Annotated in this window: 26 protein-coding genes; 20 read left to right on the plus strand and 6 right to left on the minus strand. The window is 68.6% G+C overall.

What is annotated here, in order from left to right; genetic code table 11:
* Nucleotides 1-78: 78 nt before the first annotated feature.
* Complete coding sequence (locus HMPREF2581_RS21660; RefSeq protein WP_003141244.1) at nucleotides 79-1,068, plus strand: NAD-dependent epimerase/dehydratase family protein; 990 nt, start codon at nucleotides 79-81, stop codon at nucleotides 1,066-1,068.
* Here HMPREF2581_RS21660 and HMPREF2581_RS21665 read toward each other — a convergent pair whose 3' ends face one another.
* On the minus strand, nucleotides 1,069-1,332 hold the full coding sequence (locus HMPREF2581_RS21665; protein ID WP_016254086.1) for a hypothetical protein: 264 nt from the start codon (nucleotides 1,330-1,332) through the stop codon (nucleotides 1,069-1,071).
* A gap of 290 nt (nucleotides 1,333-1,622) precedes the next feature.
* On the opposite strand from HMPREF2581_RS21665, the gene HMPREF2581_RS21670 reads away from it, so the two are divergent.
* The 4 genes from HMPREF2581_RS21670 (at nucleotide 1,623) to HMPREF2581_RS21685 (ending at nucleotide 5,463) form a co-directional block, all read left to right on the plus strand.
* A complete protein-coding gene (locus HMPREF2581_RS21670; protein ID WP_003093989.1) occupies nucleotides 1,623-2,459 on the plus strand; it encodes an ATPase in 837 nt (278 codons plus the stop codon).
* 216 nt (nucleotides 2,460-2,675) lie between these two features.
* Nucleotides 2,676-2,903: a ferrous iron transporter A gene (gene feoA, locus HMPREF2581_RS21675; protein WP_003103819.1), complete on the plus strand. Its 228-nt coding sequence runs from the start codon at nucleotides 2,676-2,678 to the stop codon at nucleotides 2,901-2,903.
* A 17-nt stretch (nucleotides 2,904-2,920) separates the two neighbouring features.
* Nucleotides 2,921-5,221, plus strand: a complete 2,301-nt coding sequence (feoB, locus tag HMPREF2581_RS21680) for a Fe(2+) transporter permease subunit FeoB (RefSeq protein ID WP_003111342.1) — start codon at nucleotides 2,921-2,923, stop codon at nucleotides 5,219-5,221.
* Nucleotides 5,221-5,463, plus strand: coding sequence for a FeoC-like transcriptional regulator (locus HMPREF2581_RS21685; RefSeq protein WP_003093982.1), 243 nt, complete (start codon nucleotides 5,221-5,223; stop codon nucleotides 5,461-5,463). The genes feoB and HMPREF2581_RS21685 overlap by 1 nt, the downstream gene beginning before the upstream one ends.
* 59 nt (nucleotides 5,464-5,522) lie before the next feature.
* On the opposite strand, the gene HMPREF2581_RS21690 is transcribed toward HMPREF2581_RS21685, so the two are convergent.
* From HMPREF2581_RS21690 to pyeR, 3 genes are read right to left on the minus strand one after another with little or no spacing between them, the layout of a single operon-like run.
* Nucleotides 5,523-6,575, minus strand: a complete 1,053-nt coding sequence (locus tag HMPREF2581_RS21690; RefSeq protein WP_003103810.1) for an alkene reductase — start codon at nucleotides 6,573-6,575, stop codon at nucleotides 5,523-5,525.
* A gap of 36 nt (nucleotides 6,576-6,611) precedes the next feature.
* Nucleotides 6,612-7,778, minus strand: coding sequence for an MFS transporter (locus HMPREF2581_RS21695; protein WP_003103801.1), 1,167 nt, complete (start codon nucleotides 7,776-7,778; stop codon nucleotides 6,612-6,614).
* 48 nt (nucleotides 7,779-7,826) lie between these two features.
* Nucleotides 7,827-8,129: an ArsR family transcriptional repressor PyeR gene (pyeR, locus tag HMPREF2581_RS21700; RefSeq protein ID WP_003093978.1), complete on the minus strand. Its 303-nt coding sequence runs from the start codon at nucleotides 8,127-8,129 to the stop codon at nucleotides 7,827-7,829.
* A gap of 152 nt (nucleotides 8,130-8,281) precedes the next feature.
* Here pyeR and HMPREF2581_RS21705 point away from each other — a divergent pair, with 152 nt between their 5' ends.
* Nucleotides 8,282-8,854, plus strand: coding sequence for an acyl carrier protein phosphodiesterase (locus tag HMPREF2581_RS21705; RefSeq protein WP_003093976.1), 573 nt, complete (start codon nucleotides 8,282-8,284; stop codon nucleotides 8,852-8,854).
* A 149-nt stretch (nucleotides 8,855-9,003) separates the two neighbouring features.
* On the plus strand, nucleotides 9,004-9,864 hold the full coding sequence (locus tag HMPREF2581_RS21710; protein ID WP_003093974.1) for a universal stress protein: 861 nt from the start codon (nucleotides 9,004-9,006) through the stop codon (nucleotides 9,862-9,864).
* Here the strand turns inward: HMPREF2581_RS21710 and olsA are convergent.
* Together olsA and olsB are read right to left on the minus strand one after the other, a co-directional pair.
* A complete protein-coding gene (olsA, locus tag HMPREF2581_RS21715) occupies nucleotides 9,861-10,637 on the minus strand; it encodes a lyso-ornithine lipid O-acyltransferase (RefSeq protein ID WP_003112769.1) in 777 nt (258 codons plus the stop codon). The two genes, HMPREF2581_RS21710 and olsA, sit on opposite strands and share 4 nt — an antisense overlap.
* Nucleotides 10,637-11,392, minus strand: a complete 756-nt coding sequence (olsB, locus tag HMPREF2581_RS21720; RefSeq protein WP_003093970.1) for an L-ornithine N(alpha)-acyltransferase — start codon at nucleotides 11,390-11,392, stop codon at nucleotides 10,637-10,639. Before olsB ends, olsA begins: the two co-directional genes overlap by 1 nt.
* 202 nt (nucleotides 11,393-11,594) lie before the next feature.
* Between olsB and HMPREF2581_RS21725 the strand changes: the two genes are divergently transcribed.
* The 13 genes from HMPREF2581_RS21725 (at nucleotide 11,595) to HMPREF2581_RS21785 (ending at nucleotide 24,500) form a co-directional block, all read left to right on the plus strand.
* Nucleotides 11,595-12,491, plus strand: coding sequence for an acyl-CoA dehydrogenase middle domain-containing protein (locus HMPREF2581_RS21725; protein ID WP_003093969.1), 897 nt, complete (start codon nucleotides 11,595-11,597; stop codon nucleotides 12,489-12,491).
* A gap of 84 nt (nucleotides 12,492-12,575) precedes the next feature.
* The gene (locus HMPREF2581_RS21730; RefSeq protein ID WP_003093967.1) at nucleotides 12,576-13,361 is read left to right on the plus strand and encodes an oxygen-binding di-iron domain-containing protein; all 786 of its coding nucleotides are present in this window, start codon (nucleotides 12,576-12,578) and stop codon (nucleotides 13,359-13,361) included.
* A gap of 67 nt (nucleotides 13,362-13,428) precedes the next feature.
* Entirely contained in the window at nucleotides 13,429-14,544 is a 1,116-nt protein-coding gene (locus tag HMPREF2581_RS21735) for a serine hydrolase domain-containing protein (RefSeq protein ID WP_003093965.1), read from the plus strand.
* Nucleotides 14,541-14,876: a hypothetical protein gene (locus HMPREF2581_RS21740; RefSeq protein ID WP_003093963.1), complete on the plus strand. Its 336-nt coding sequence runs from the start codon at nucleotides 14,541-14,543 to the stop codon at nucleotides 14,874-14,876. The genes HMPREF2581_RS21735 and HMPREF2581_RS21740 overlap by 4 nt, the downstream gene beginning before the upstream one ends.
* A gap of 60 nt (nucleotides 14,877-14,936) precedes the next feature.
* Nucleotides 14,937-15,527: a YceI family protein gene (locus HMPREF2581_RS21745; RefSeq protein WP_003093959.1), complete on the plus strand. Its 591-nt coding sequence runs from the start codon at nucleotides 14,937-14,939 to the stop codon at nucleotides 15,525-15,527.
* Nucleotides 15,528-15,691: 164 nt separating this feature from the next.
* Nucleotides 15,692-16,912 (plus strand): M20 aminoacylase family protein, encoded by a 1,221-nt coding sequence (locus HMPREF2581_RS21750; protein ID WP_003093956.1) that lies wholly within the window; start codon nucleotides 15,692-15,694, stop codon nucleotides 16,910-16,912.
* Between the two features lie 37 nt (nucleotides 16,913-16,949).
* Nucleotides 16,950-18,269, plus strand: a complete 1,320-nt coding sequence (locus HMPREF2581_RS21755; RefSeq protein ID WP_003141238.1) for a citrate-proton symporter — start codon at nucleotides 16,950-16,952, stop codon at nucleotides 18,267-18,269.
* Nucleotides 18,270-19,754: an amidase gene (locus HMPREF2581_RS21760; RefSeq protein ID WP_003093953.1), complete on the plus strand. Its 1,485-nt coding sequence runs from the start codon at nucleotides 18,270-18,272 to the stop codon at nucleotides 19,752-19,754.
* A gap of 99 nt (nucleotides 19,755-19,853) precedes the next feature.
* On the plus strand, nucleotides 19,854-20,624 hold the full coding sequence (locus HMPREF2581_RS21765; protein ID WP_003093951.1) for an IclR family transcriptional regulator: 771 nt from the start codon (nucleotides 19,854-19,856) through the stop codon (nucleotides 20,622-20,624).
* A 64-nt stretch (nucleotides 20,625-20,688) separates the two neighbouring features.
* Nucleotides 20,689-21,261: a YceI family protein gene (locus tag HMPREF2581_RS21770; protein WP_003093949.1), complete on the plus strand. Its 573-nt coding sequence runs from the start codon at nucleotides 20,689-20,691 to the stop codon at nucleotides 21,259-21,261.
* Between the two features lie 74 nt (nucleotides 21,262-21,335).
* Nucleotides 21,336-22,415, plus strand: a complete 1,080-nt coding sequence (locus HMPREF2581_RS21775; protein ID WP_003141234.1) for a phospholipase D-like domain-containing protein — start codon at nucleotides 21,336-21,338, stop codon at nucleotides 22,413-22,415.
* Between the two features lie 99 nt (nucleotides 22,416-22,514).
* Complete coding sequence (locus tag HMPREF2581_RS21780; RefSeq protein ID WP_003141232.1) at nucleotides 22,515-23,795, plus strand: acyltransferase family protein; 1,281 nt, start codon at nucleotides 22,515-22,517, stop codon at nucleotides 23,793-23,795.
* A 93-nt stretch (nucleotides 23,796-23,888) separates the two neighbouring features.
* Nucleotides 23,889-24,500 carry a DUF2846 domain-containing protein gene (locus tag HMPREF2581_RS21785; RefSeq protein WP_003101143.1) on the plus strand — a complete coding sequence of 204 codons (612 nt, stop codon included), beginning with the start codon at nucleotides 23,889-23,891 and terminating at the stop codon, nucleotides 24,498-24,500.
* Nucleotides 24,501-24,589: the final 89 nt, after the last annotated feature.

Genomic DNA, 24,589 nt, shown 5'->3' on the forward strand with positions numbered 1-24,589 from the left:
TCTGGCATGCTGTGCCAGTGGTGGCGCGGCTCCGGGTTGCTAGAGTCGCGGCACAAGAAGGACAACGGGAGAAACGCAATGCGGATTCTGGTAACGGGGGCGACGGGCTTCATCGGCGGGCGTTTCGCTCGCTTCGCCCTGGAGCAGGGCCTGTCGGTACGGGTCAGCGGTCGTCGTGCGGACGCGGTGGAGCATCTGGTGGCGCGGGGCGCCGAGTTCGTTCCCGGCGACCTCGCCGACCCGGCGCTGGTCCTGCGCCTCTGCGAGGATGTCGAGGCGGTGGTGCATTGTGCCGGCGCGGTCGGAGTCTGGGGGCCGCGCGAACGCTTCCTGGCGGCCAACGTCGGGCTTGCCGAGAGCGTCGTCGAGGCCTGCATGCGGCAAAAGGTGCGGCGCCTGGTGCATCTGTCGTCGCCGTCGATCTATTTCGACGGGCGCGACCACCTGGACCTGAACGAAGAGTACGTACCCCGGCGTTTTTCCGACCATTACGGGGCGACCAAGTACCAGGCCGAGCAACTGGTGCTCAGCGCCCGCGACCTGGGCCTGGAAGTGTTGGCGCTGCGTCCGCGCTTCGTGGTCGGTGCCGGCGACACCAGCATCTTCCCGCGAATGATCCAGGCCCACCGCAAGGGACGCCTGCGGATCCTCGGCAACGGCCTGAACCGGGTCGACTTCACCAGCGTGCACAATCTCAACGACGCGCTGTTCAGTTGCCTGCTGGCCGGCGAGCCGGCGCTGGGCAAGGTCTACAACATCAGCAACGGGCAGCCGGTACCGTTCTGGGATGCGGTCAACTACGTGATGCGCCAGCTCGAGCTGCCGCCGGTCGGCGGTCACCTGCCGTATGCCGTCGGCTATGGCCTGGCGGCGCTCAACGAAGGCGTCTGCCGGATCCTGCCGGGGCGTCCGGAGCCGGTGCTGTTCCGCCTGGGCATGGCGGTGATGGCGAAGAACTTCACCCTGGACATCAACCGCGCCCGCGAATACCTCGACTACGACCCGCGGGTCAGCCTGTGGACCGCGCTCGACGAGTTCTGCGCCTGGTGGCGCGCCCAGGGACTCTGATCAGCCGCGTAGCGGGCCGGCGTATTGTCGGCTCGGCGCCTGCGCGGGCAACAGGGAAGGTTCCGCCGGCGGCAGCGCGACCCCGCTGAGCCTGCCGAGGCGCAGTCCCAGCTCCCGCGTTGTCGCATCGCCGGAGCGGGCGCAGGCCGCCTGCATCGCGGCGACCGCATCGCGTTGCTGGAAGTGGATATCCAGCGCCTGTTCCTCGCGCAGGCGTCGGCGCACGGCGCGCATGCAATCCAGCAAGGATTTGTTCAACTCCATGCATCCTCCGGCTCTCGAATCTGCCCGGCAAAGCCCAGGCAAGCGACGTGCCATGCGGGCCGCGGACCAGCGCCGGCGTGCGGGGCAGGGAACCGGCGGCGGCCTGCGGCGGTCTGTGCCGGACAGCGTTCGCTCCGTCTTGGGGCGCACGGCTTCGCGGTGGAGCGCCCCGGTCCGGCAATTTGCTTCGAGCAGACGCTGAAGGGGCGGGGCAGAACCGATATAATGCGCCGTTCGGCCCTTTCTCCAGGCCTCCGGCAGGATGCCGTTCCCCTTCACAGGTTTTCACCATGCGTAACGATGCTTTCGACGAACTCGACGATGTGCCCAGCCTGACCACCGATGCCGCCGACCGCGACGAATTCGGCCACCACCCGCGGCACGTCTACGAACCGGAGCAGCGCCGGGTCGTCGACACCAAGGAGCGCCGTCCGGCCTCTACCGGCCCGCTCTGGGCCCTGCTCGGGGCGATGCTGATCGCCCTCGCCGGGGTGGGTTGGTGGAGCCACCAGCAAATCAGCCTGATGGAACAGCAGTTGGTGGCGACCCAGGAAAGCTTCGTGAGGATCAGCGAAGAAGCCGCCGGGCGCCTCGACGACATTCGCGGCAAGGTGGTCGCCAGCGAGTCCAGCGTCACCAGCGAACGCGAGGCGCTGCGCCTGCAGGTCAAGCAACTGCAGGAGAAACTCGGCAGCCAGGAACGCCAGCAGGCCGATGTGAGCAACCAGTTCGGCGGCCAGGGCAAACGCCTCGATCAACTGGCCAGCGATCTCAAGGCCCAGCAGGAAAGCGCGGCGCAACTGGTCGCGCAACTGGACGGCAAGCTGCAGACACTGGCCGCCGAACAGGAGAAGCTGAAAGCCCTGCAGGTCGAACTGGGCAAGACCAACGAGCAACTCAAGGCCCTCGGCGGCGATGTCGCGGCGCTGAAGAAGCAGGGCAACCCGAGCCAGACGATCAAGGGTATCCAGGACGACCTGCTGGTATTGCGCAGCCAGCTCGACAATCGCCCGGCCCAGGGCGGCAATACCGCCGAGTTCGACGCCTTCCGCACCCAGGTGATGCGCAACATCAACACCCTCCAGGCCCAGGTGCAGAACCTGCAGCAGCAGCTCAATACCCGCTGACCCCTTGCGCCGCCAGCCGCCCCGTCGCACCGGGCGCTGGCGGCGACAGTTCGCCGCGCCCGGCGAAAATCCCCGCTTCCATTGCTCTGGATCAGCGAATCCGCTGCTCCTCCACTCCGATACTGCGTCCTTAAGCGAGCCTTAAGTGAGAGTCGTTTAGATTCTCGGTCACCGGCCAGGGAGGCCATTGGTCCCTTCCTCTGCCTGGAATCCGCCATGAGCGCATTGCAACCGTCCCGTTCCTACCGCATCACCGGTTATTCCCCCGCCATCAGCAACGGCTATCGCCAACGCCTGTTCTCCATGGGGCTTCTGCCCGGCGCGGCGCTGCGCGTGGTGCGTATCGCCCCGCTGGGCGACCCGATCCAGGTCGAGACCCGCCAGACCAGCCTGGCGCTGCGGCGCAAGGACCTCGCCCTGCTGACCCTCGTCCCGCTCGACTGACCCCGCCCGGAATCCCCATGACCGCATTGACCCTCGGCCTGATCGGCAATCCCAACTCCGGCAAGACCACCCTGTTCAACCAGCTCACCGGCTCGCGCCAGCGGGTCGGCAACTGGGCCGGCGTCACCGTGGAGCGCAAGGAGGGTGCGTTCCACACCGCCCGCCACGCGGTACGCCTGGTCGACCTGCCCGGCACCTATTCGCTGACCAGCGTTTCCGCCCAGGCCTCGCTGGACGAGCAGATCGCCTGCCGCTACATCGCCAGCGGCGAAGTCGACGTGCTGGTCAACGTGGTGGATGCGGCGAACCTGGAGCGCAACCTGTACCTCACGGTGCAGTTGCGGGAGATGGGCATCCCCTGCATCGTCGCGCTGAACATGCTCGACATCGCCCGTAGCCAGCGCATCCGCATCGATATCGACGGTCTGGCGCGGCGTCTCGGTTGCCCGGTGGTGCCGCTGGTGTCCACCCGCGCCGATGGCATCGACGAGCTGAAGGCGGCCATCGACGAGTTGCAGGTCCCGCAGGCGGCGCTGGCGGTGGACTACCCGCCGGCCATCCAGGCGCAGGTCGGCTACCTTCTGGAAACGCGCGCTCCGGCGGCCTCGGCCATCGAGCCGCGCTGGCTGGCGTTGCAGGCGCTGGAAGGCGACATCTTCAACGGCCCGGCGCTGGGCTTGCCGCCCGCCACCCTGGAACAGGCGCGCCGGGGCTGCGGCGAGGAGCCCGAGCTGGCGATCGTCGATGCGCGCTACCGGCTTATCGGCGAGATCTGCGCGGCGGTCTGCGACCACCAGCAGGCGCAGCCGCACCGGCTGACCCAATGGCTCGACCGGATCGTCCTGAATCGCTGGCTGGGCCTGCCGATCTTCCTGCTGGTGATGTACCTGATGTTCTTCTTCGCCATCAACATCGGCGGGGCGCTACAGCCGATCTTCGACAAGGGCTCGTCGGCGATCTTCATCGATGGCATCCAGTGGCTGGGCATTCGCTTCGGCCTGCCCGACTGGCTCACGGCGTTCCTCGCCCAGGGCATCGGCGGCGGGGTCAACACGGTGTTGCCGCTGGTGCCGCAGATCGGCTTGATGTACCTGTTCCTCTCGCTGCTCGAGGATTCCGGCTACATGGCCCGCGCGGCCTTCGTCATGGACCGCCTGATGCAGGCGCTGGGCCTGCCGGGCAAGTCGTTCGTGCCGCTGATCGTCGGTTTCGGCTGCAACGTACCGTCGATCATGGGTGCGCGGACCCTGGACGCGCAGCGCGAGCGGCTGATTACCATCATGATGGCGCCGTTCATGTCCTGCGGCGCGCGCCTGGCGATCTTCGCCGTATTCGCCGGGGCCTTCTTCGGCCAGGGCGGCGCGCTGGTGATCTTCTCCCTGTACCTGCTCGGCATCGTCGTGGCGATCCTCACCGGGCTGTTGCTCAAGCACACTTTGATGCGCGGCGAGGCCTCGCCGTTCGTCATGGAACTGCCGCTGTACCATGTGCCACACCTTAAGAGCCTGCTGCTGCAGACCTGGTCGCGCCTGCGCGGCTTCGTGGTGCGGGCCGGCAAGGTGATCATCCTGGTCAGCCTGGTGATCGGCGGCCTGAACAGCATCACCCTCGACGGCAAGCCGGTGCAGGGCGACATCGGCCATTCCGCCCTGGCCAGCGTCAGCCAGCGTCTCACTCCGCTGCTGGCGCCGCTCGGGGTGCAGCCGGACAACTGGCAGGCCACCGTCGGCCTGGTCACCGGGGCGATGGCCAAGGAAGTGGTGGTCGGCACCCTGAACACCCTCTACACCGCCGAGCAGATCCAGGGCGAGGCCTTCGACTACGAAGGCTACGACCTGCCCGGGCAACTGCGCGACGCCCTGGTCGAAACCTGGGACGGCCTGGTCGATACCTTCAGCCTCAGCGTGCTGGCCAACCCGGTGGAGGCGAGCATGGCCGACGGCGACATGGAGACCGGCTCGATGGGCACCATGGCGAGCAAGTTCGGCAGCCCCATCGCGGCCTACAGCTACCTGGTCTTCGTCCTGCTCTACGTGCCCTGCGTGACCGCCATGGGCGCGATCGCCCGGGAAAGCAGCAAGGGCTGGATGGCTTTCTCGGTGCTCTGGGGGCTGAACGTCGCCTACTCACTGGCGACCCTCTGCTACCAGGTCGCCACCTTCGCCGCGCACCCCGAGCGTAGCGTCCTGACCATCGCCGTGGTGCTGCTCTTCAACCTGATCCTGATGACCTGCCTGCGTCTGTTCGGCCGTGAGCAGGTACTGCAACTGCCAGGCCGAATGGCCGATGCCCCGAGCGGGCAGGGAGGATGTCACTGATGGCGACACTCATGCAGATCCGCGCCGCCCTGGAAGACGGCCAGGCGCGTGGGCTGAAACAGCTCAGCCGCCAGGTGGACGCGCCGCCGGCGCTGGTGGAGGCGATCCTGGAGCGGCTGATCGCGCTCGGCAAGGTCGAGCGGGTGGCTGCGCAAAGCTCGGGCGGTTGCGGCGGCGGTTGCAAGGGCTGCGCCCAGCGCGATCCGTGCGCGGAGCCGGAGCCGTATTTCCGCCTGCGCTAGACGGGCAAAGCACAGAGCCCGCCACGGCAAGCGTGGCGGGCTCTTCCTGGCTGGCGCGATCAGGCCAGGGTCGGATAGTCCAGGTAGCCTTCGGTACCGCCGGTATAGAAGGTTTCCGGGCGCGGCGGGTTCAGTTCGGCGCCCTGGCGCAGGCGTTCGACCAGGTCCGGGTTGGCGATGAAGGGGACGCCGAAGGCCACCGCATCGGCGTCGCCCTTGGCCAGGATGGCGTTGGCGCTGTCGAGGGTGAACTGCTCGTTGGCGATGTAGGGTCCGCCGAAGGCTTTCTTCAGGGCTACGCCGATGCTGTCGTCGGCCTGCGCTTCGCGGGCGCAGATGAAGGCGATGCCGCGCTTGCCCAGCTCACGGGCGACATGGCTGAAGGTTTCCAGGCGGTTGGAATCGCCCATGTCGTGGGAGTCGGCACGCGGCGCCAGGTGTACGCCGACGCGCTGGGCGCCCCATACGGAGATCGCCGCGTCGGTGACTTCCAGCAGCAGGCGCGCGCGGTTCTCGATGGAGCCGCCGTAGCGGTCGGTGCGCTTGTTGGTGCTGTCCTGGAGGAACTGGTCGAGCAGGTAGCCGTTGGCGCCGTGGATCTCCACGCCGTCGAAGCCGGCGGCCTTGGCCCGCTCGGCGCCCTGGCGGTAGGCCTCGACGATGTCGGCGATCTCCTCGGTGTCCAGCGCGCGCGGGGTGACGTAGGGACGCTTCGGGCGCACCAGGCTGACGTGCCCCTCGGCGGCGATGGCGCTCGGCGCCACCGGCAGCTCGCCATTCAGGTAGAGCGGGTCGGAAATCCGCCCGACGTGCCAGAGTTGCAGGAAGATGCGCCCGCCGGCGGCGTGCACCGCCTTGGTCACGTTGCTCCAGCCACGGACCTGGTCATCGGACCAGATGCCGGGGGTGTCGGGATAGCCCACGCCCATCGGCGTGACCGCGGTGGCCTCGCTGAGGATCAGGCCGGCATCGGCGCGCTGGGCGTAGTACTCGGCCATCAGGGCGTTGGGCACGCGGCCTTCATCGGCGCGGCAGCGGGTCAGCGGCGCCATGACGATGCGGTTGGGCAGCTCGAGGTCGCCGAGCACGATGGGATCGAACAGAGTAGCCATGGAACATCCTCCACTAGGGAATAGACGGACAGGGGATCAATCGAGGACCGGCTGCGCCTGGGCGCGGCCGTTTCCGGAAAAGGCGATCAGGGTGGCCAGCAGCGCCAGCGCGGCCAGCGCGGCGGCGGCCAGCGGCACGCGGGTCAGGCCCAGGCCGTGGTCGATGACGCTGCCGCCGACCCAGGCGCCGAGCGCGTTGCCGACGTTGAAGGCGCCGATGTTCAGGGTCGCCACCAGGTTCGGCGCGGCATGCCCGACGCGGACCACGTTGACCTGCAGCGCGGGCACCGCGGCGAAGGCGGCGGCGGCCCAGAAGAACAGGGTGATCTCCGCCGGCAGCAGGGCCTGGCTGGTCCAGCTGAACAGCGCCGAGACCAGCGCCATGGCGGCGAACACCGCGGCCATGGTGGTGCCCAGGCGCCAGTCGGCGAGGCGGCCGCCGATCACGTTGCCGACGGTCAGGCCGACGCCGATCAGCAGCAGGGTCCAGGTCACGCCGCGCGGGCTGACCCCGGTGACTTCGCCGAGCAGCGGCGCGACGTAGGTGAACAGGGCGAACATCGAGGCGGCGAACAGCACGGTGGTGCCCAGGGCCAGCCACAGCGACGGGTTCTTCAGCGCGGACATTTCCTGGCGCAGGTCGACCTTCTCTTCCTCGCGGTCGTTTGGCAGCACCCTGGCCAGGCCGACGAAGGCGACCACGCCGATCAGGGTCACCACCCAGAAGGTCGCGCGCCAGCCGGCTTCCTGGCCGAGCGCGGTACCCAGCGGCACGCCGAGCACGTTGGCCAGGGTCAGGCCGGTGAACATCAGGGCCACGGCGGAAGCGCGGCGGTTCGGCGCCACCAGGCTGGCGGCGACCACCGAGCCGATGCCGAAGAAGGCGCCATGGCAGAGCGCGGTGACGATCCGCGCCAGCATCAGCAGGCCGTAGTTGGCGGCCACCGCGCAGAGCAGGTTGCCGACGATGAAGATGCCCATCAGCGCGAGCAGGGCTTTCTTGCGTTCCAGGCGGGCGGTGGCCATGGCCATCAGCGGGGCGCCGAAGGCCACGGCGAAGGCGTAGCCGCTGATCAGCCAGCCGGCGCTGGGAATGGATACCCGCAGGTCGCCGGCGACCTGCGGCAGCAGGCCCATGATGACGAATTCGGTGGTACCGATGGCAAAGGCGGATAAAGCGAGGACGAGAAGAGACGCCGGCATCGGTCGAGCTCCTGGACTGCGAGGTGGTGGGGTGGAAGCGAGTGCTGCTTACAGCTCGTCGCCGAGTTGGTCGAGGAAGGCCTGGATGGTCTCCTCGTTGCGCTTGAAGAAGTTCCACTGGCCGACCCGGCGGCTGGTCACCAGACCGGCGCGTTGCAGGGTGGCGAGGTGTACCGATACGGTGGACTGGGAGAGACCGGTACGCTGGTCGAACTTGCCGGCGCAGACGCCGATCTCGAACGGGTGGTCCTGCTCGACGAAGTACTTCTCCGGTTCCTTCAGCCAGCGCAGCATGTCGCGTCGCACCGGGTGGGAGAGAGCCTTGATGATTTCGTCGATGTCCAGTGGCATGGCGGTGGTCCGTTGGCCGTCCATATCGGGTTGGGACGAACTATATATCGGTGTGGGACGATATGGGGATCGATTGCGACGATAGTCGCTATCGACAGGGCTGATGACGATGATCGAAACGACCGTTCCGTCCCTGGGGTAAGCTAGCCCGCATGAACTACCTCGCGCATCTCCACCTCGGCGGCCCGCAACCGGCCCAACTGCTCGGCAGCCTGTACGGCGACTTCGTCAAGGGCCGCCTGCAGGGACAATGGCCGGACGAGATCGAGCGGGCCATCCAGTTGCACCGGCGCATCGACGCCTTCACCGACAGCCACCCACTGGTGCATGCGGCCAAGCGGCGCTTCCCGCTGGAGCGCCGGCGTTTCGCCGGCGTCCTGCTGGACGTGTTCTTCGACCACTGCCTGGCGCGCGACTGGAACGACTACGCCGACGAACCGCTGCCGCAGTTCGTCGAGCGGGTCTACGGCACCCTGCGCACCGCCTCGCCGCTGCCGGAGCGCCTGGCGCGCATCGCGCCGCGGATGGCGGCCCAGGACTGGCTGGGCAGCTACCGCGAGTTCGCGGTCTTGCGTGAAGTGCTGGGCGGCATGTCGCGGAGGCTGTCGCGACCGCACCTGCTGGACGGCTCCTGGGAAGAACTGGCCCAGCGCTACGATGACCTGAGCGCGGATTTCCGCGCCTTCTACCCGCAACTCCAGGCTTTCGCCCTGAGCCAGCGCTGAGCCTGGCGCAGCGGCCATTGGCCCGGCCGGCGGAATCACCTATCAATTGTTTCAGTCCGAAGCATCCGCTTGATGCACATCAAACGGCAGCGGTCGCGTCGATCGTTCAATGGGGCCGACGTTCAACGCTCTGCCAATGGAGGTGGAAGATGAAACGAATCCTGGTGGCGACCGACCTGTCCTCGCGTTCTGAGCTGGCGGTCATGCGCGCCGCGGCGCTGGCCAAGGCGAGGAATGCCGAACTGACCGTGCTGAACGTGCTCGACGACGACCAGCCGCCGGTGCTGATCGCGCCGCAACGGCTGGCCATCGCCAACCTGCTGGAAGTGAACGGACAGGCCCTGAAGGAGCGCCTCGGCGTCGAGTCCAAGGCGATCGTGCGGGTCGGCGATCCGGTGGTGGTGATCAACGCGGTGGCCGAGGAGATCGGCGCCGACCTGCTGGTGATGGGCGCGCACCGGCACACGCCGCTGCGCGATCTGTTCATCGGCACCACCCTGGAGCGGGTGGTACGCAATGCGAAGATCCCGGTGCTGCGCGCGGCCGGTGCGCCGGAAGAGGAGTACCGCCGGGTGCTGCTGGCGCTGGACTTCTCGCCGACCTCGACGCGCGCGGTGCAGATGGCCGGCCAGCTCGGCTTCCTCGACGCCGCCAGCCTCACCGCGCTGCATGCCTTCGAGCCGTTCGCCAAGGGCATGATGCGTTATTCGGGGATCAAGGAAGACCGCGTCGAGCATTACGTCGACCAGGAGGAACTCAAGGCCAACGTCGAGCTGCGCGACTACGTCGCCGGCCTGGGGCTGGGCCGCGAGGACATCCAGTTGCGCGTCGGCGAAGGCTTGCCGATCAACGTGATCATGACCGAGGTACGCCGCCAGGCGCCGCAGTTGACGGTGCTCGGCACCCAGGGCCTGACCGGCTTCCGCCGCGCGCTGATCGGCAGCGTGGCCGAGGCGGCCCTCGGCGACCTGCCATGTGACGTGCTGGCGGTGCCGCCCAAGCGCGACTAGGCGGCGCGCCGGGTTTGCGTAGGGGCGGCAGTGCCGAACAGCGCCAGGCGCACCGCCTGCTGGGCCTGGCGGGCCAGTTCGGCGCGGTCCAGGCCCTGGCTGGGGATCGGTTCCAGCAGTTGGATATGCACGCTGCCGCGCTCGCCGCGCAGCAGGCGGCCGAGGTGGCTGAGCAGGTCGTCGTCGCCGATGAACGGCGCCTGCGCATCGGGCACGCCGTCGCGGCGGTAGCTGATCGCCACCGGCTGCACCGCCACGCCGGCTTCCAGGGCGCTGGCCATCAGGCGACCGTGGAAGGTGCGCAGGCTTTCGCCGTTGGTGGTGGTCCCTTCCGGGAAGATCAGCAGGTTGCGTCCGCGGTGCAGCTGTTCGGCCAAGCGCTGGTTGATCAGCCGGCTGTCGCCCGAGCCGCGGCGGATGAACAGGGTGCCGGCCTTTTCCGCCAGCCAGCCGGCCAGCGGCCAGGCACGCACCTCGGCCTTGGACAGGAAGGTCAGCGGCGCCAGGGCGCCGAGCAGCGGGATATCGGTCCAGGACACATGGTTGGCTACCCACAGCATGGGTTGCCGGGGCGCTTCGCCGCTGACCCTGACCTCGAAGGGCAGGGCCGCGCAGAGGCGCGCCAGCCACCAGCGGGTCAGGCGCTGGCGCAGCGGCGTGACGTCGGCGCCGGGCAGCCGCTCGCGCAGGCTGACCCAAGCGGCCAGGCCCAGTCCGAGCGCGACCAGCCCGAGCAGGCGGGCGCTGCGCAGCAGCAGGCGCAGCCGCGCCATCAGACCGCCGCCTTGAAGTGGCGGGCGTAGCGCGGGCAGAGTTCGTCGCGCTTGAGCAGGATGAACACGTCGGCGACCTGGAAATCCGGGTCCCAGCAGGGCTCGCCGCAGATCTTCGCGCCCAGGCGCATGTAGGCCTTGAGCAGCGGCGGCAGCTCGGCGGTGAGGTTTTCCGGGACGTCCAGCGGCGGCAGCGGGTTCTTCGGCTCGGCCTGCAGGTAGTCGGTGCACAGGTAGCGTTCGCGCAGCCGCTGCATCACCGCCTTGGCCTGCATACCGCCGTCGCGCATGGGAATGCTGGCGCAGCCCATCAGGTAGCGGTAGCCGCCCTCGTTGAGGACCTCGGCGAGTTCGCCCCAGAGTACCGCGATGGTGGCGCCGTTGCGGTATTCGGGAGCGACGCAGGTGCGGCCGATCTCCAGGACCGGGCCGTGCAGGGCGTCGAGGCCGGAGAGGTGGAACTCCTCTTCGCTGTAGAAGCGCCCGAGGCGTTCGGCGGCGCGATGGTCGAGCAGCCGGGTGGTGGCCACCAGGGCGCCGCTGTCGAGGTCGCGGACGCCGATGTGTGCGCAGTGACGGTCGTAGTCGTCGCGGTCGAGGCCGTCTTCGGCGCCTTCGAGCTTGGCGTCGAACTCGGCGCTGAATACGCGGTAGCGCAGGGCCTGGGCCTCGCGCAGGGCGCGGGCGCCGTTCAGGCGCTCGGCCTTCAGGCGGCGTCCGGCGACGGGTTCGCGGGTAATGGCGGTCTGGGTCATGCCTGGGCCTCCTTGGGCCGGCGCCGCGGGTTGCGGCCGCTCGGCTTTGCTGTGCAAGCTCAGGCTAGGAAGGCGCGGTGTCACCCCTGTGACAGGGGCGTGATGCTTGTATGACATTGTCGCCGGATGTAACGCGCCGTTGTTCAACGCTGGCACCCTCGGCAGGATGCCGGTTCCGACACATTCCACACTGGAGTCCGCCATGTCCTGGCAACGCTTGCTCGGCCCGCTCGACCGCCTGCCCACCGAAGGCTCCCTGGAAGACTGGCACGCCGCCGCCCTGGCGCGCGCCGACGGTCTTGGCACCCTGGAGCGGGCGGTGCTCGGCGGACGATTGGCGGCGAGTCCGGGCCTGGCCTTCCTCGCCGGCTACCAGGCGGCCCTGCGCGCGCTCTGGCCGGCGGCGCCGGAAGGTCTCGGCGCGCTGTGCGTGACCGAGAAGCGCAGCGTGCGCCCGGCGGATCTGCAGACCCGCCTGGAGGGGCTGGTCCTGCATGGACAAAAGGATTTCGTCACCGCTGGCGACAGCGCCTCCTGGTGGCTGGTGGCCGCCCGCGACGAGGCTCCGGGGCAGCCGCCGCGACTGTCGATGACGGTGGTCCTGGCCGGCGCCCCGGGGGCGCGCCTGGAGGCGTTGCCGGCGCTGCCGCTGATGCCGGATGTGCCGCATTCCCGCCTGTTGCTCGACGGTGCCCATTGCGAGCGCCTGCCCGGCGATGGTTGGGACGACTACGTCAGGCCGTTCCGCCTGCTGGAGGATGTCCATGTGCTGGCGGCGCTGGTCGGCTGGCTCTATGGGGTCGGCCATGAATGCGGCTGGCCCTCGCCGCTGCTGCTGCGCCTGGCCGGCATCCTCGGCGGCTGCGCCGAGGTCGCGCGGCATCCGGTCGCCTGCGTCGGCACCCAGGCGGTACTGGCTGGGCTGTTCGAACAGTTCTCGGCGCTGGAGGGGCAACTGGATGCCGCCTTCGCCGCCAACGCCTCGACCTGGGAGGCATTATGGCAACGCGATCGCGGCTTGCTGGCGATTGCCAACGGGGCCCGCAAAGTTCGCCTGGAGAAGGCCTTGACCCGCCTCGGGCTTGACCCAGGTCAGTGAGGCGCCGCGCCGCAGGCGCTTACCCTGCGCAGCATCCGGCGAGGAATGCTCCTCGGCGCCTGCACAGAGTAGATTTCACCGACCATGCGACGCGAACCGATCGTGCTGTTCGACAACGGCAGCCACCAGTGCCTGTGTTTCGATGACCTCGTCAGCGGCGAAGGGGTCCAGTCCAACCAGTTCCTGATCGTCGACAACGGCCAGTACCTGCTGCTCGATCCCGGCGGCGACCTGACCTACACGCCGCTCTCGCTGGAATTGTCGAAACGCTTTCCGCTGCAGGAGCTGGACTACATCTTCGCTTCGCACCAGGACCCGGACATCATCGCCGCCCTCGACAAGTGGCTGCTGCACACCCGCGCCCGGGTGATCTGCTCCAAGCTGTGGGCGCGCTTCCTGCCGCACCTGACGGCCAACTACCTGGCGGTCAGCCATGGCATCAACACCTACGACCGGGTCATGCCGTTGCCCGACCGCGGCCAGGCGATCGCTCTCGGCGACTGCTCGTTGAAGGCGATCCCCGCGCATTTCCTGCATTCGGTGGGCAACTTCCAGCTCTACGACCCGGTGAGCAAGATCCTTTTCTCGGGCGACATGGGCGCCTCGCTGGTGGACGACGCCGCGCCGGTCAGCGATTTCGCCGCGCATATCCAGTACATGGACGGATTCCATCGCCGCTACATGGCGGCGAACAAGATCTGCCGCCTGTGGGCGCGGATGGTCCGGGACATGGATGTGGAGATGATCGTGCCGCAACACGGGCGGCCCTTCGTCGGCAAGGAAATGATCAGCGCCTTCCTCTACTGGATCGAGAACCTCGAGTGCGGCATCGACCTGCTCGGTCCGGACGACTACCGCATGCCCGGCTGAGTCCGCGCTTCCTGGCGTCATCGACGCCATGCTAGGGTTGCCCCTCGACCGTCGAGAGGGCCCGCCGATGCCCGCTTTGCCGTTGTCCCGCCGCGCCCTCGCCGCGCTGGCCCTGGTATTCGCCCTCCCTGCCCTGGCCGAAGACTGGCCCGACACCGACTGGCCCCGTGCCCAACAGCCCGCGGGGCCGGCGCTGGAGGCATTCGAGCGCTATGCCTTCGGCCGTCGCGACGATGTTCGTCGCAAAGGCATCCGTACCGACGCGGTAGTGGTGATCCGCGACGGTCGCCTGCTCTATGAGCGCTACGCCGGCCCGAGCCGTGCCGAGACCCCGCACCTTACCTGGTCGGTGAGCAAGAGCCTGCTCGCCACGCTGCTCGGCGTCGCCGAGGGCGAAGGGCGCTTCCAGCTCGACGACCCGGTGGCGCGCTACTACCCGCCGTTCGCCCGTCATCCCGAGGTGACGTTGCGCCACCTGCTGAACTGGTCTTCCGGGCTGGACTGGCAGGAGGACTACGAGTTCGCGCCATTGAAATCCTCCGTGGTGGCGATGCTCTACACCCGTGGGCGTGACGACATGGCCGGCTTCGTCGCCGAGACCCCGCCGGCCCGGCCGCCGGGCCGGCGTTTCCGCTACTCCAGCGGCGACAGCAACGTGCTGGCGGCGGCCCTCCACGGCATGCTCGGCGCGGACTATGCCGAGTACCCCTGGCGCGCGCTGTTCGAGCCGCTGGGCATCCGTTCGGCGGTATGGGAGCGAGACGCCGCCGGCACGTTCGTCGGCTCGTCGTACGTCTACATGAGCGCCCGCGACCTGGCGCGCGTCGGCCTGCTGATGCAGCGCCACGGGCGCTGGCGCGAGCGGCAACTGCTGCCGCTGGCATGGGTCGAGTTCAACCTGACGCCCTTCGCCCGCTACCGGCCGAGCGCGGAAGAGGAGGGCGAGGCGGTGCCGGGCGGCCAGTGGTGGTTGAACCGTGCGGTGAAAGGCGCGCGGGCGCCCTGGCCGGACGTCGCCGAGACCGCCTTCGCCGCGCTCGGCCACTGGGGCCAGGCGCTCTACGTGCTGCCCGAGGAGAAGCTGGTGATCGTGCGCTACGCCGACGACCGCGACGGGCGTTTCCGTCACAACGAATTCCTGCGCCTGGCGCAGGCGGCGTTCGCCGGGGAGGCGCGGCCATGATCCGTCGCCATCCCTTGCTCTTCCTGTTCGTCCTGGGGCTGCTCGCCGCCCTCGCGTGGGCCTGGCAGAACCGCATCCACCTGGCGGCCTTTCCCGCCATCATCGGCGCCTACACGGCCAAGGAGTACTGCTCCTGCCGCTACGTGATGGGGAACTCCGCGGACTATTGCCGGGCCTATACCCAACAGTACGTGCCGATCAGCGGCTTCTTCGACGACGAAGCCCGCCGCCGGGTGACCGCCCGCGGCCTCGGCAGTACGCAGACGGCCGCCTGGCTGGGCCCGCGCGAGGGATGCCGGCTCATGCCCGAGGCGGACAGGCTGCCGGACTGACCGGCGGCGCATGTCGGGGCGCGGGGCGAGGGACGGCGCCGGCCCGAAGCCGGAGGTGGAATGCCTGTTGTATTGTGTGTCCTGTTGTTGCTCCTCAGCCCGCTGCTGTCGGCGGCGGAATGGCAACTGGAGCCGGATTACTCGCGGATCAGCTTCGTTTCCGTGAAACGCGCGAAGATGGCCGAGGTGCAGCGCTTCGACCGTCTCAGCGGCCAGATCGACAAGCAGGGCGTCGCGCGCATCGTGGTGCCGCTGGGCACCCTGGACAGCGGCCTGGCCCTGCGCGACGAGCGAATGAAGGACAACTTCTTCGAAACCTCGCGCTTCCCCGAGGCCACCGTGGAGAGCCGCCTGGACATGGCCGGCTTCGACGACCTGCGGGTCGGTCAGTCGCGGGTCGAGAAGCTCGACTTCACCCTCGACCTGCACGGCCAGCAGCGCCGCCTGAAGGCCGACGTGCTGGTCACCCGCCAGGGCGAAGGGCTGGTCCAGGTGGCGACCCTGGAGCCGGTGCTGCTGAAGCTGCTCGACTTCGACCTGGAAGAGAAGCTCAAGCCCTTGAAGGACATGGCCAATATTCCCTCGATCACTCCCGAGGTACCGGTGTTCGCCGTGCTGAACTTCCGCGAAGTGCCGCCGGAACAGTTCTGACGCGCCGGCGCAGGGCGGCGCGGGCCTTGGGTTCCACCCAGTGGAACCGCCTTCCGTTGTCCTTCGCCGCGCGCCGCGCTTAGCTGTGACCACGCCCGGCCGGCCTTGCGTCCGGGCCTCCCGCCAACAAGACCGGAGCGCAATCCGGCCAGAGGAGAGACGGCATGGCTCGACATCGACACATCGTGGCCTGGCTCGAGGAGGTCGCCGACGACCTGCGTAGCCTGCGCCAGGACATCCACGCCCATCCCGAACTGGGCTTCGAGGAGCGACGCACCGCCGCGCTGGTCGCCGAGTGCCTGCGCGGCTGGGGCTACGAAGTGCACGAAGGGATCGGCCGCACCGGCGTGGTCGGCGTCCTCCGCCAGGGCGACGGTACGCGGCGGCTCGGCCTGCGGGCGGACATGGATGCGCTGCCGATCGTCGAGGCCACGGGGCTCGGCTACAGCAGCTGCCACGGCGGGCGCATGCACGCCTGCGGCCACGACGGACACACCGCGATGCTGCTCGGCGCGGCACGCTACCTGGCGGCGACGCGGCGTTTCGACGGCACCCTGGTACTGATTTTCCAGCCCGCCGAGGAAGGCCAGGGCGGCGCCGAGGCGATGCTCGCCGACGGGCTGCTGGAGCGCTTTCCCTGCGATGCGCTGTTCGGCATGCACAACATGCCGGGACTGGAGGCCGGGCACCTGGGCTTCCGCGCGGGACCGATGATGGCTTCCCAGGACCTGCTGAGCGTCACCCTGGAGGGCGTCGGTGGCCACGGTTCGATGCCGCACTTGAGCGTCGATCCGCTGCTCGCCGCGTCGAGCGCGGTGATGGCCCTGCAGAGCGTGGTGGCGCGCAACGTCGATCCGCAGAAGGCCGCGGTGGTCACGGTCGGTGCATTGCAGGCCGGCGAGGCGGCCAACGTCATACCCCAGCGCGCCGTGCTGCGCCTGAGCCTGCGGGCGCTCGACGGCCAGGTGCGCGAGCAGGTGCTGCAGCGGGTTCGCCAGATCATCGAGTTGCAGGCCGCCAGCTATGGGTGCCAGGCCAGCATCGAGCACTACCCGGCCTATCCGGTGCTGGTCAACAGCGTCGAGGAAACCGAGTTCGCCCGCCAGGTCGGGGTCGAGCTGGCCGGCGCGGAGCAGGTCGACGGCGCCACGCCGAAGCTGATGGGCAGCGAGGACTTCGCCTGGATGCTACAGCGCTGCCCCGGCAGCTACCTGTTCATCGGCAACGGCAGAGGACGGCCGATGGTGCACAACCCGGCCTATGACTTCAACGACGACATCCTGGTCCGGGGCGCGGCCTATTGGGGCGCGCTCGCCGAGACCTGGCTGGCCGCCCCCGCGGCGTCCGGCCTTCGACTGACTGCCGCCAATAACGGCGCGGCCTGAGTCGCGCCGGCATTCCCCCGGTTACCAGGAGATTCCCATGCACGCTTGCCCGAGCGGTACCTCGCGTACCCGCCAGGTGGCGGCTGCCGTGATCGGCAACGCCCTGGAGTGGTACGACTTCATCGTCTACGGCTTCCTTTCCAGCCTGATCGCCAGGCTGTTCTTCCCTTCCGGCGACGAGTACACCTCGCTGTTGATGGCCCTGGCCACCTTCGGTGTCGGTTTCTTCATGCGTCCGGTCGGTGGGGTCCTGCTCGGCCTGTATGCCGACCGCAGGGGACGCAAGGCGGCGATGCAACTGATCATCCTGCTGATGACGCTGTCCATCGCGATGATCGCCTTCGCCCCGACCTACGCGGCGATCGGCGTCGGCGCACCGTTGCTGATCGTGATCGCGCGAATGCTGCAGGGTTTCGCCACCGGCGGCGAGTACGCCAGCGCCACGGCTTTCCTGGTGGAAAGCGCGCCACCGCACCGGCGCGGTCTCTACGGTTCCTGGCAATTGTTCGGCCAGTGCCTGGCGGTGTTCGCCGGTGCGGGGATGGGCGCGCTGGTCACCCATTGCCTGGACGCCGAGGCCCTGGAGAGCTGGGGCTGGCGGGTGCCGTTCCTGTTCGGTCTGCTGATCGGTCCGGTGGGATTGTGGATCCGCCGCTACATGGGCGAGACCGAGGCCTTCCTCGAAGCCATCCGGGAGCCCGGCGAGCGCCAGGGGCTGCTCGGCGTGCTGCGCGAATACCGGCGCAGCGTGCTGGTGAGCATGGGCCTGACGGTGATCGGCACGGTGTCCTTCTACGTGGTGCTGGTGAATATGCCGACCTTCGCCCACAAGCAGTTGGGCCTGCCGCTGGACGAGGTGTTCATGGTGCAGATGGCTGCGGTGGCGCTGATGACCCTGGTAATCCCGTTGGCTGGGGGACTCTCCGACCGGGTCGGGCGGCGCCCGGTGCTGTTGGTCGCGACCCTGGCCTTCATGTTCATGGTCTATCCGCTGTTCGCTTGGGTCGCCGCGGCGCCGAGCCTGGGGCGCCTGCTGCTGATGCAACTGTTGCTGTGCACGGCGATCGGCGGCTTCTTCGGCCCGGCGCCGACCGCGGTGGCCGAGCAGTTTCCGGTGCGGGTGCGTTCCACCGGCCTGGCGGTGGCGTATAACCTGGCGGTGATGCTGTTCGGCGGTTTCGCTCCGTTCATCGTCACCTGGCTCACCGAGGTCGGCGGCTCGCCAGTGGCGCCGGCGTTCTACGTGCTCGGCGCGGCCTTCCTCGGGCTGCTCGCCACCCTCTATCTGCGGGAGGGCGCGACGCCCGCCCCGCGCCCCCGTGAACCGGCCCTGGGCAAGCCGGCAAGGAGTCTGTGAATGAGCGCCACCCGCCATCGAAGCGACGGCCACGAGGAAATCGTCGCGCTTGACGCGCTGCCGCTGTCCGCGGCGATCCGCCGACGCGAACTATCCTGCCGCGAGGTCATGCAGGCCTACCTGGCGCAGATCGAACGGTTCAACCCGCGGGTCAACGCCATCGTCTCGCTGCAGGCGGAAAGCCGTCTGCTCGCCCAGGCCGACGAGCGCGACCGGCAACTGGCGCGCGGCGAATGGCTGGGCTGGATGCACGGCATGCCGCAGGCGATCAAGGACCTCGCCGCCACCTCCGGCATTCCTACCACCCTGGGTTCGCCGCTGTTCGCCGGGCAGGTGCCGGAGCACGACGCAATCGTCGTCGAGCGGGTGAAGAGCAGCGGTGCGATCGTCATCGGCAAGACCAACGTACCGGAGTTCGGGCTCGGCTCGCAGACCTACAACCCGCTGTTCGGCACCACCCGCAATGCCTACGATCCGGCGCGGATCGCCGGCGGCAGCAGCGGTGGGGCGGCGGTGGCGCTGGCGCTGCGCATGCTGCCGGTGGCCGACGGCAGCGACATGATGGGTTCGCTGCGCAACCCCGCCGCCTACAACAACGTCTACGGCTTCCGCCCGTCCCAGGGACGGGTGCCGCACGGCCCGCAAGCGGAACTGTTCGTTCAGCAACTGGCCACCGAAGGCCCGATGGGGCGCAGCGTGGCCGACCTGGCCCGGCTGCTGGCCACCCAGGCCGGCTACGATCCGCGCTGTCCGCTGTCGTTGCGCGACGATCCGCGCAGGTTCGCCGACGACCTCGGGCGCGACTTCCGCGGAGCCCGGCTCGGCTGGCTCGGCGACTACGCCGGCTACCTGCCGATGGAGGAGGGCGTGCTGGAGCTTTGCGAAGCCGCGCTGGGCGATTTCGCCGAGCTGGGCTGCGACGTCGAGGCGTGCCTGCCGGACTATCCCCTGGAGCGCCTGTGGCGCACCTGGCTGGTCCATCGCCAGTGGCTGGTGCAGGGCTCGCTTGGCGAGCTTTACGCCGATCCCGCACGGCGCGTCCGACTCAAGCCGGAGGCGCAGTGGGAAGTGGAGTCCGGGCTCGGCCTCGGCGCCGCCGAGGTCTATCGCGCCTCGCTGGATCGCAGCGACTGGTATCGGGCGCTGGCGCGTCTGTTCGAACGTTACGATTTCCTCTTGCTGCCCAGCGCCCAGGTGTTTCCTTTCGATGCAGAAACGGCGTGGCCGCGGCAGGTCGCCGGGCGGCCGATGGACACCTATCACCGCTGGATGGAGGTGGTGATCGGCCCGACCCTGGCCGGTTTGCCGGCGATCAGCGTACCTATCGGCTTCGGCGCGGCGGGCCTGCCGATGGGATTGCAGATCATCGGCCCGGCGCAGGCCGACCTGGCGGTGCTGCAACTGGCCCATGCCCACGAGGGCCTGACCCGTTGGGTCAGCCGCCGTCCGCCGGCGATGCTCGAGGCTCCAGGGGGAATCGACTAGGCCGCGGAGCAATGCTGCCGTATTCGCAGATTCTTCCTACATGACCTGGGCCTGCATCTTGCTTTGCCATAACGGTCTGTCGACGGTGGAGGTGTCGTCATGCCGGAAAGAGAAGAGGCGGGAACCGTGCGTTCGGTGGAGCGCGCGCTGGCGATCCTCGATCTGCTGGGCCAGCACCAGGCGCTGGGGCTCGAGGAACTGCATTACCTGACTGAGCTGCCCAAGGCCACGGTGTCGCGGCTGCTGCATACCCTGCTGGAGCAGGGCTGGCTGTACCGCGGCTTGACCGACCGGCGCTACCGGCTGCGTTCCACCCGCCTCTACGGTGACGCCGCCGAGCGCTTCCGCTGCCAGGTGGTGGAGCGTTCCGCGCCGCTGCTGGTGGAGTTGAGCGAGCGCACCGGGCTGGTCGCCGATTTGTCGATTCTCGACGGCGACCGCCTGCTGGTGGCGGAAAGCTCGGTGCCCGGCGTCCTGCGCAAGCGCTACCCGGCCAACCGGCTGGTGGTCGGCCAGCACGCCAGCCTGTTCCATTCTGCCATGGGCAAGGCCTGCCTGGGCGAACTGGCAGACAGCGAGGTGCGCCGCCTGGCGCGCCAGCACCAGGTAGACGAGGACCTCTGGTTGCGCACCCGCGAGCAGGCCCACGGCCAGGGCTACGGCGAGCGTACCGAGGGACACTGGGAGTATCCGGTGCGCCTGCCGTTCCTGATCCGCGCGGTGGCCTTGCCGGTACGCGCCCAGGGTCGCCTGCTCGGCAGCGTGGCGCTGCACTGGCCGCGCGACCAGGATTGCGTCGAACGGGTGCGCCGCCGGCACCTGGGAACCCTGGCCGATACCGTCAGTCAGTTGCAGCACGCGCTCGACTGACGCGGGAGTTTGCCTGCTCCCAGGCGGCCGGTTTAAGGTGGCGCCGGACGCAAAGGGAGCCCGCATGCACAAGTTGATCTGCCTCGGCCTGGCCCTCCTGGCCTTGCCGGTCCAGGCCGCCTGGTACCTGGACTACGAGTCGTCGCGACTCAGTTTCATCTCCACCAAGAACGCTACCCTTTCGGAAGTCGGCCGCTTCCTGGTCATGCACGGCAAGGTCGACGACAAGGGCCAGGCGCGCCTGCGCGTCGAGCTGGACTCGGTGAGCACCGACATCCCGCTGCGCGACGAACGCATCCGCGAGCATCTGTTCGAGACCAAGCGCTTCGCCGAGGCGGAGATCACCGCCCAGCTCGACCTGGCGCCGATCGTCGAGCTGGCCGACGGCGTGCAACTGGAAATGCGCCAGCCGGTGACCGTCAGCCTGCATGGCAAGCGCAAGAGCTACGCCAGCGACCTGTTGGTGACCCGCCTGGACGAGCATCGCTTCCAGGTGGTGACCCTGTCGCCGCTGGTGCTGGACGCCGCCGACTTCGACCTCGCCCCCGGCATCGAGACCCTGCGCAAGCTGGCCGGCGCCGGCAGCATCGGGCTCTCGGTGCCGGTCGGCGCCGTGCTGATCTTCACTTCGCGGTGAGCGGCCCGGTCTTTCCCTGGCGCAGCGACAACCGCTTCGCCCTGCTCAATGACGGCGTGCGGTTCTTCCCGCGCATGCTGCTGGCCATCGAGGCGGCGCAGCGGAGCATCGAGCTGGAGCTGTACCTGGTGGAAGACGGGCATTGCGCCGAACTGTTTCTCGTCGCCCTGCTGGATGCCCGCCGCCGGGGCGTCGCCGTGCGCTGCCTGTTCGACGGCTTCGGCTGCCTCGGCCTGGGCAGCGCCTGGATCCAGCGCCTGCGCGAGGCCGGCGGCGAACTGCGGCTGTACAACCCGCTGCGCTGGAAGCTGACTGGCGGCAATCTCTACCGCGACCATCGCAAGCTGCTGCTGGTGGACGGGCGCCTCGGCTATGTCGGCGGCGCCGGGATCACCGACGAATTCTGGGAACCGGTCAGCGACGTCAGCGCCTGGCGCGAGGTGATGGTCGAGATGGACGGCCCGGTGGTGGCGGACTGGGCCGCGCTGTTCGAGCGGCAATGGCTGGCCTGTCTCGAAGAGAAAGCCTGGAAGCCCCGTGAGAGCATGACCCTTACCCGCCTTCCGCCGCAGCCGGGGGCGGCCCGTGGGTTGGGCCGGGTGGCCTACGCCGACGCCCGCCAGCACCGCGACATCCTGCAATCGCTGGTCCGCGCGCTGAACGGCTCGCGCCGACGGATCTGGCTGGCGACGCCGTACTTCCTGCCGACCTGGAAGGTTCGCCGGGCCCTGCGCAAGGCCGCCCAGCGCGGCGTGGAGGTGCGCCTGCTGCTGGCCGGGCGGCTCACCGACCACGCCCCGGTGCGCTATGCCGGGCAGCGCTACTACCCGCGCCTGCTGCGCGCCGGCGTGCGCATCCACGAATACCAGCCGCGCTTCCTGCACCTGAAGATGGTCATGGTCGACGATTGGGTGAGCGTCGGCTCCTGCAACTTCGATCATTGGAATCTACGCTTCAACCTCGACGCCAATCTCGAGGCCCTCGACCCGGACTTCACCAATGAGGCGGCGGCGAGCCTGCTGGCGGACTTCGCCGACAGCCGCGAGGTGACCCTGGCGATGTGGCGCGCGCGACCCCTGTGGATGCGCCTGCACCAGCGCCTGTGGGGTTGGCTGGACCGGGTAGTGGTGAATTTCCTCGACCGCCGGCGCTAGGGAGCGGCCGTTCGTAGCCGCTGGCCGGCCCGGTGAAACTTGCCGGGGAGCTTGCGGGTCTACCCCGGACCGCCCATTACAATGACAAAGGAGAGATGCGTGGCAACGCCCGACTCCAAGGAACGTTTCATCGGACTGGAATGGTTGCGCTTCCTGCTCGGCCTGTACGTGGTGGTGTACCACACCCTGCATACCTATCCGAAAGAGCAGAAGTTTCCAGGTCTCGACGAACTGACCAGCCTGGGGTTCTTCGCCACCAGTACCTTCTTCGTGCTTTCCGGCTTCCTCCTGGCCCATGTCTACGCACGCAGCGGCCGGTTGCGCGAAAGCGCCCGCAGCTTCTGGACCAAGCGATTGTCCAATCTCTATCCGCTGCACCTGTTCTCCCTGCTGCTGTCGATCCTGGTGTTGCTGGCCCTCAGCCACCTGGGAATCGGTCCCGAGCTGGACAAGGCCACCCCGCGCTTCGTCATCTACGACACCAACGAAGTGCTCGGCCGCACCCACCCGGAACTCTTCCTGCACTGGATGAGCAACACCGAACTGTTCGTCAACAGCATCCTGCAGATCCTCCTGCTGCAGGCCTGGAATCCCTATTACCTGACCTTCAACGCGCCGTTGTGGTCGCTGTCGACGCTGATGTTCTTCTACCTGGCGTTTCCCTTCGTCGCCCCGCGGCTGATGCGCAGCCGGCACAAGTGGAAGGTGCTGGCGCTGGTCTGGCTGGTCTACCTGATCCCGCCGGTGCTGGTGGTGGCCAGCGAGAGCTACGGGATCCCCTGGACCGGCCTGCTGCATCGCAATCCGTTGCTGCGCCTGCCGGAATTCCTTGGCGGCATCCTGGCCTACGGGTTGTTCCGCGGCTACCGCGACCGCGGCATGGTGCCGGGACGTGGCCTGCTGGCCGCGCTGGTGGCGCTGGTGGTGGCGGCCTTCCTGGTGGCCGACTACCTGTTCACCCAGGGCGCCAAGCATTGGTACTTCCTGCTGCACAACGGCCTGCTGCTGCCGGCCCAGTTGCTGCTGGTGTGCCTTTGCGCGCTGCCCGCCGACCCGAAGAGCGCTTTCGTCCGCCACTGGTCGCCGCGCCTGGGGGCCGCCTCGCTGTCGCTGTTCGCCCTGCATGTGCCGATGTTCACCCTGTTCTCCCGTAGCGAGCGCCTTATCGCCGTGCCGGGGCGTTGTCTCGACGACTGGCGCGCCTGCACCGAGGCGGCGGCCGCGCTGCCATCGTCGCTGCTCTACTACCCGCTGTTCCTGGTCCTGCTAGTGGCGTTCTGCGTACTGTTCCAGGAGCGCGGCGTGGTGCCGGTGCGCAAGTGGCTGGTGCGCCGGCTGATGCCGACGCCGGCGCTGGCCAAGGTGCCGCGCCCGGCCTGAGGCCGTTCTCCCGGCGAACCGGACTTTCGACGGGTGGCAGGCCCGACCCGGCTGGTTATGCTGCGCGGATAACCATAAGAAGAGGGATGGAGCATGCTGCGCAGCCTGTCGCTGGCCCTGTCGATCGTCGCGAGCCTGGTCGGCTGCAGCACGCCCGGCGCGTTCTTCGGTGCGGTGGACGGACCGGCCTTCGTCGCCCATCCGAGCGCCGATGCCAGCCACGCCACCGTCTACCTCTACCGTCCGCGGAGCCAGTGGGCGGACGAGGAACTCGAGGCGCCGGGGATCTTCCTCAACAACGAATTGATCGGCAGCCTGCCGAGCAACGGCTACCTGGCGTTCGAGTTCGAGACCGGCAGCTACAAGCTGGAAATGCGCCGGCCGCTGGCGGGCAGCTTCTGGACCCTGTTCGCCGACGGTCCGATGGATTTCACCCGCATCGCCAGCTTCATGCTCGAGGCCAGGGCCGGCTCGGTCTACTACCTGCGCTACGACGAACTCAACCCGCCACCGAAGAGCGAGCACCCGGCGGGTGAGGGCGATGGCCCGCTGCAATTGGTGGCGGCCGATCTCGGCGCTGCGGAAATCGGCGCTACCCACCAGGTCCAGGAACCCATGCAGTTCGCCGCCAGCGGCTACCGGAAACGCGTGCAGCGCTCGTTCTGGGAAGGCGTCGGGCGGGCCCTGGACAAGATCGGCATCTGAACCCGGCACGCGTGTAGTAACCGTCTATTACCCGCGTCCCCCTGCGGATTGGCTACCTTAGGTGCATCCCCGGTATGACCGGGCCCTGC

Source organism: Pseudomonas sp. HMSC057H01 (genome assembly GCF_001836405.1).
In the GTDB taxonomy this organism is placed as follows: Bacteria; Pseudomonadota; Gammaproteobacteria; order Pseudomonadales; family Pseudomonadaceae; genus Pseudomonas; species Pseudomonas aeruginosa.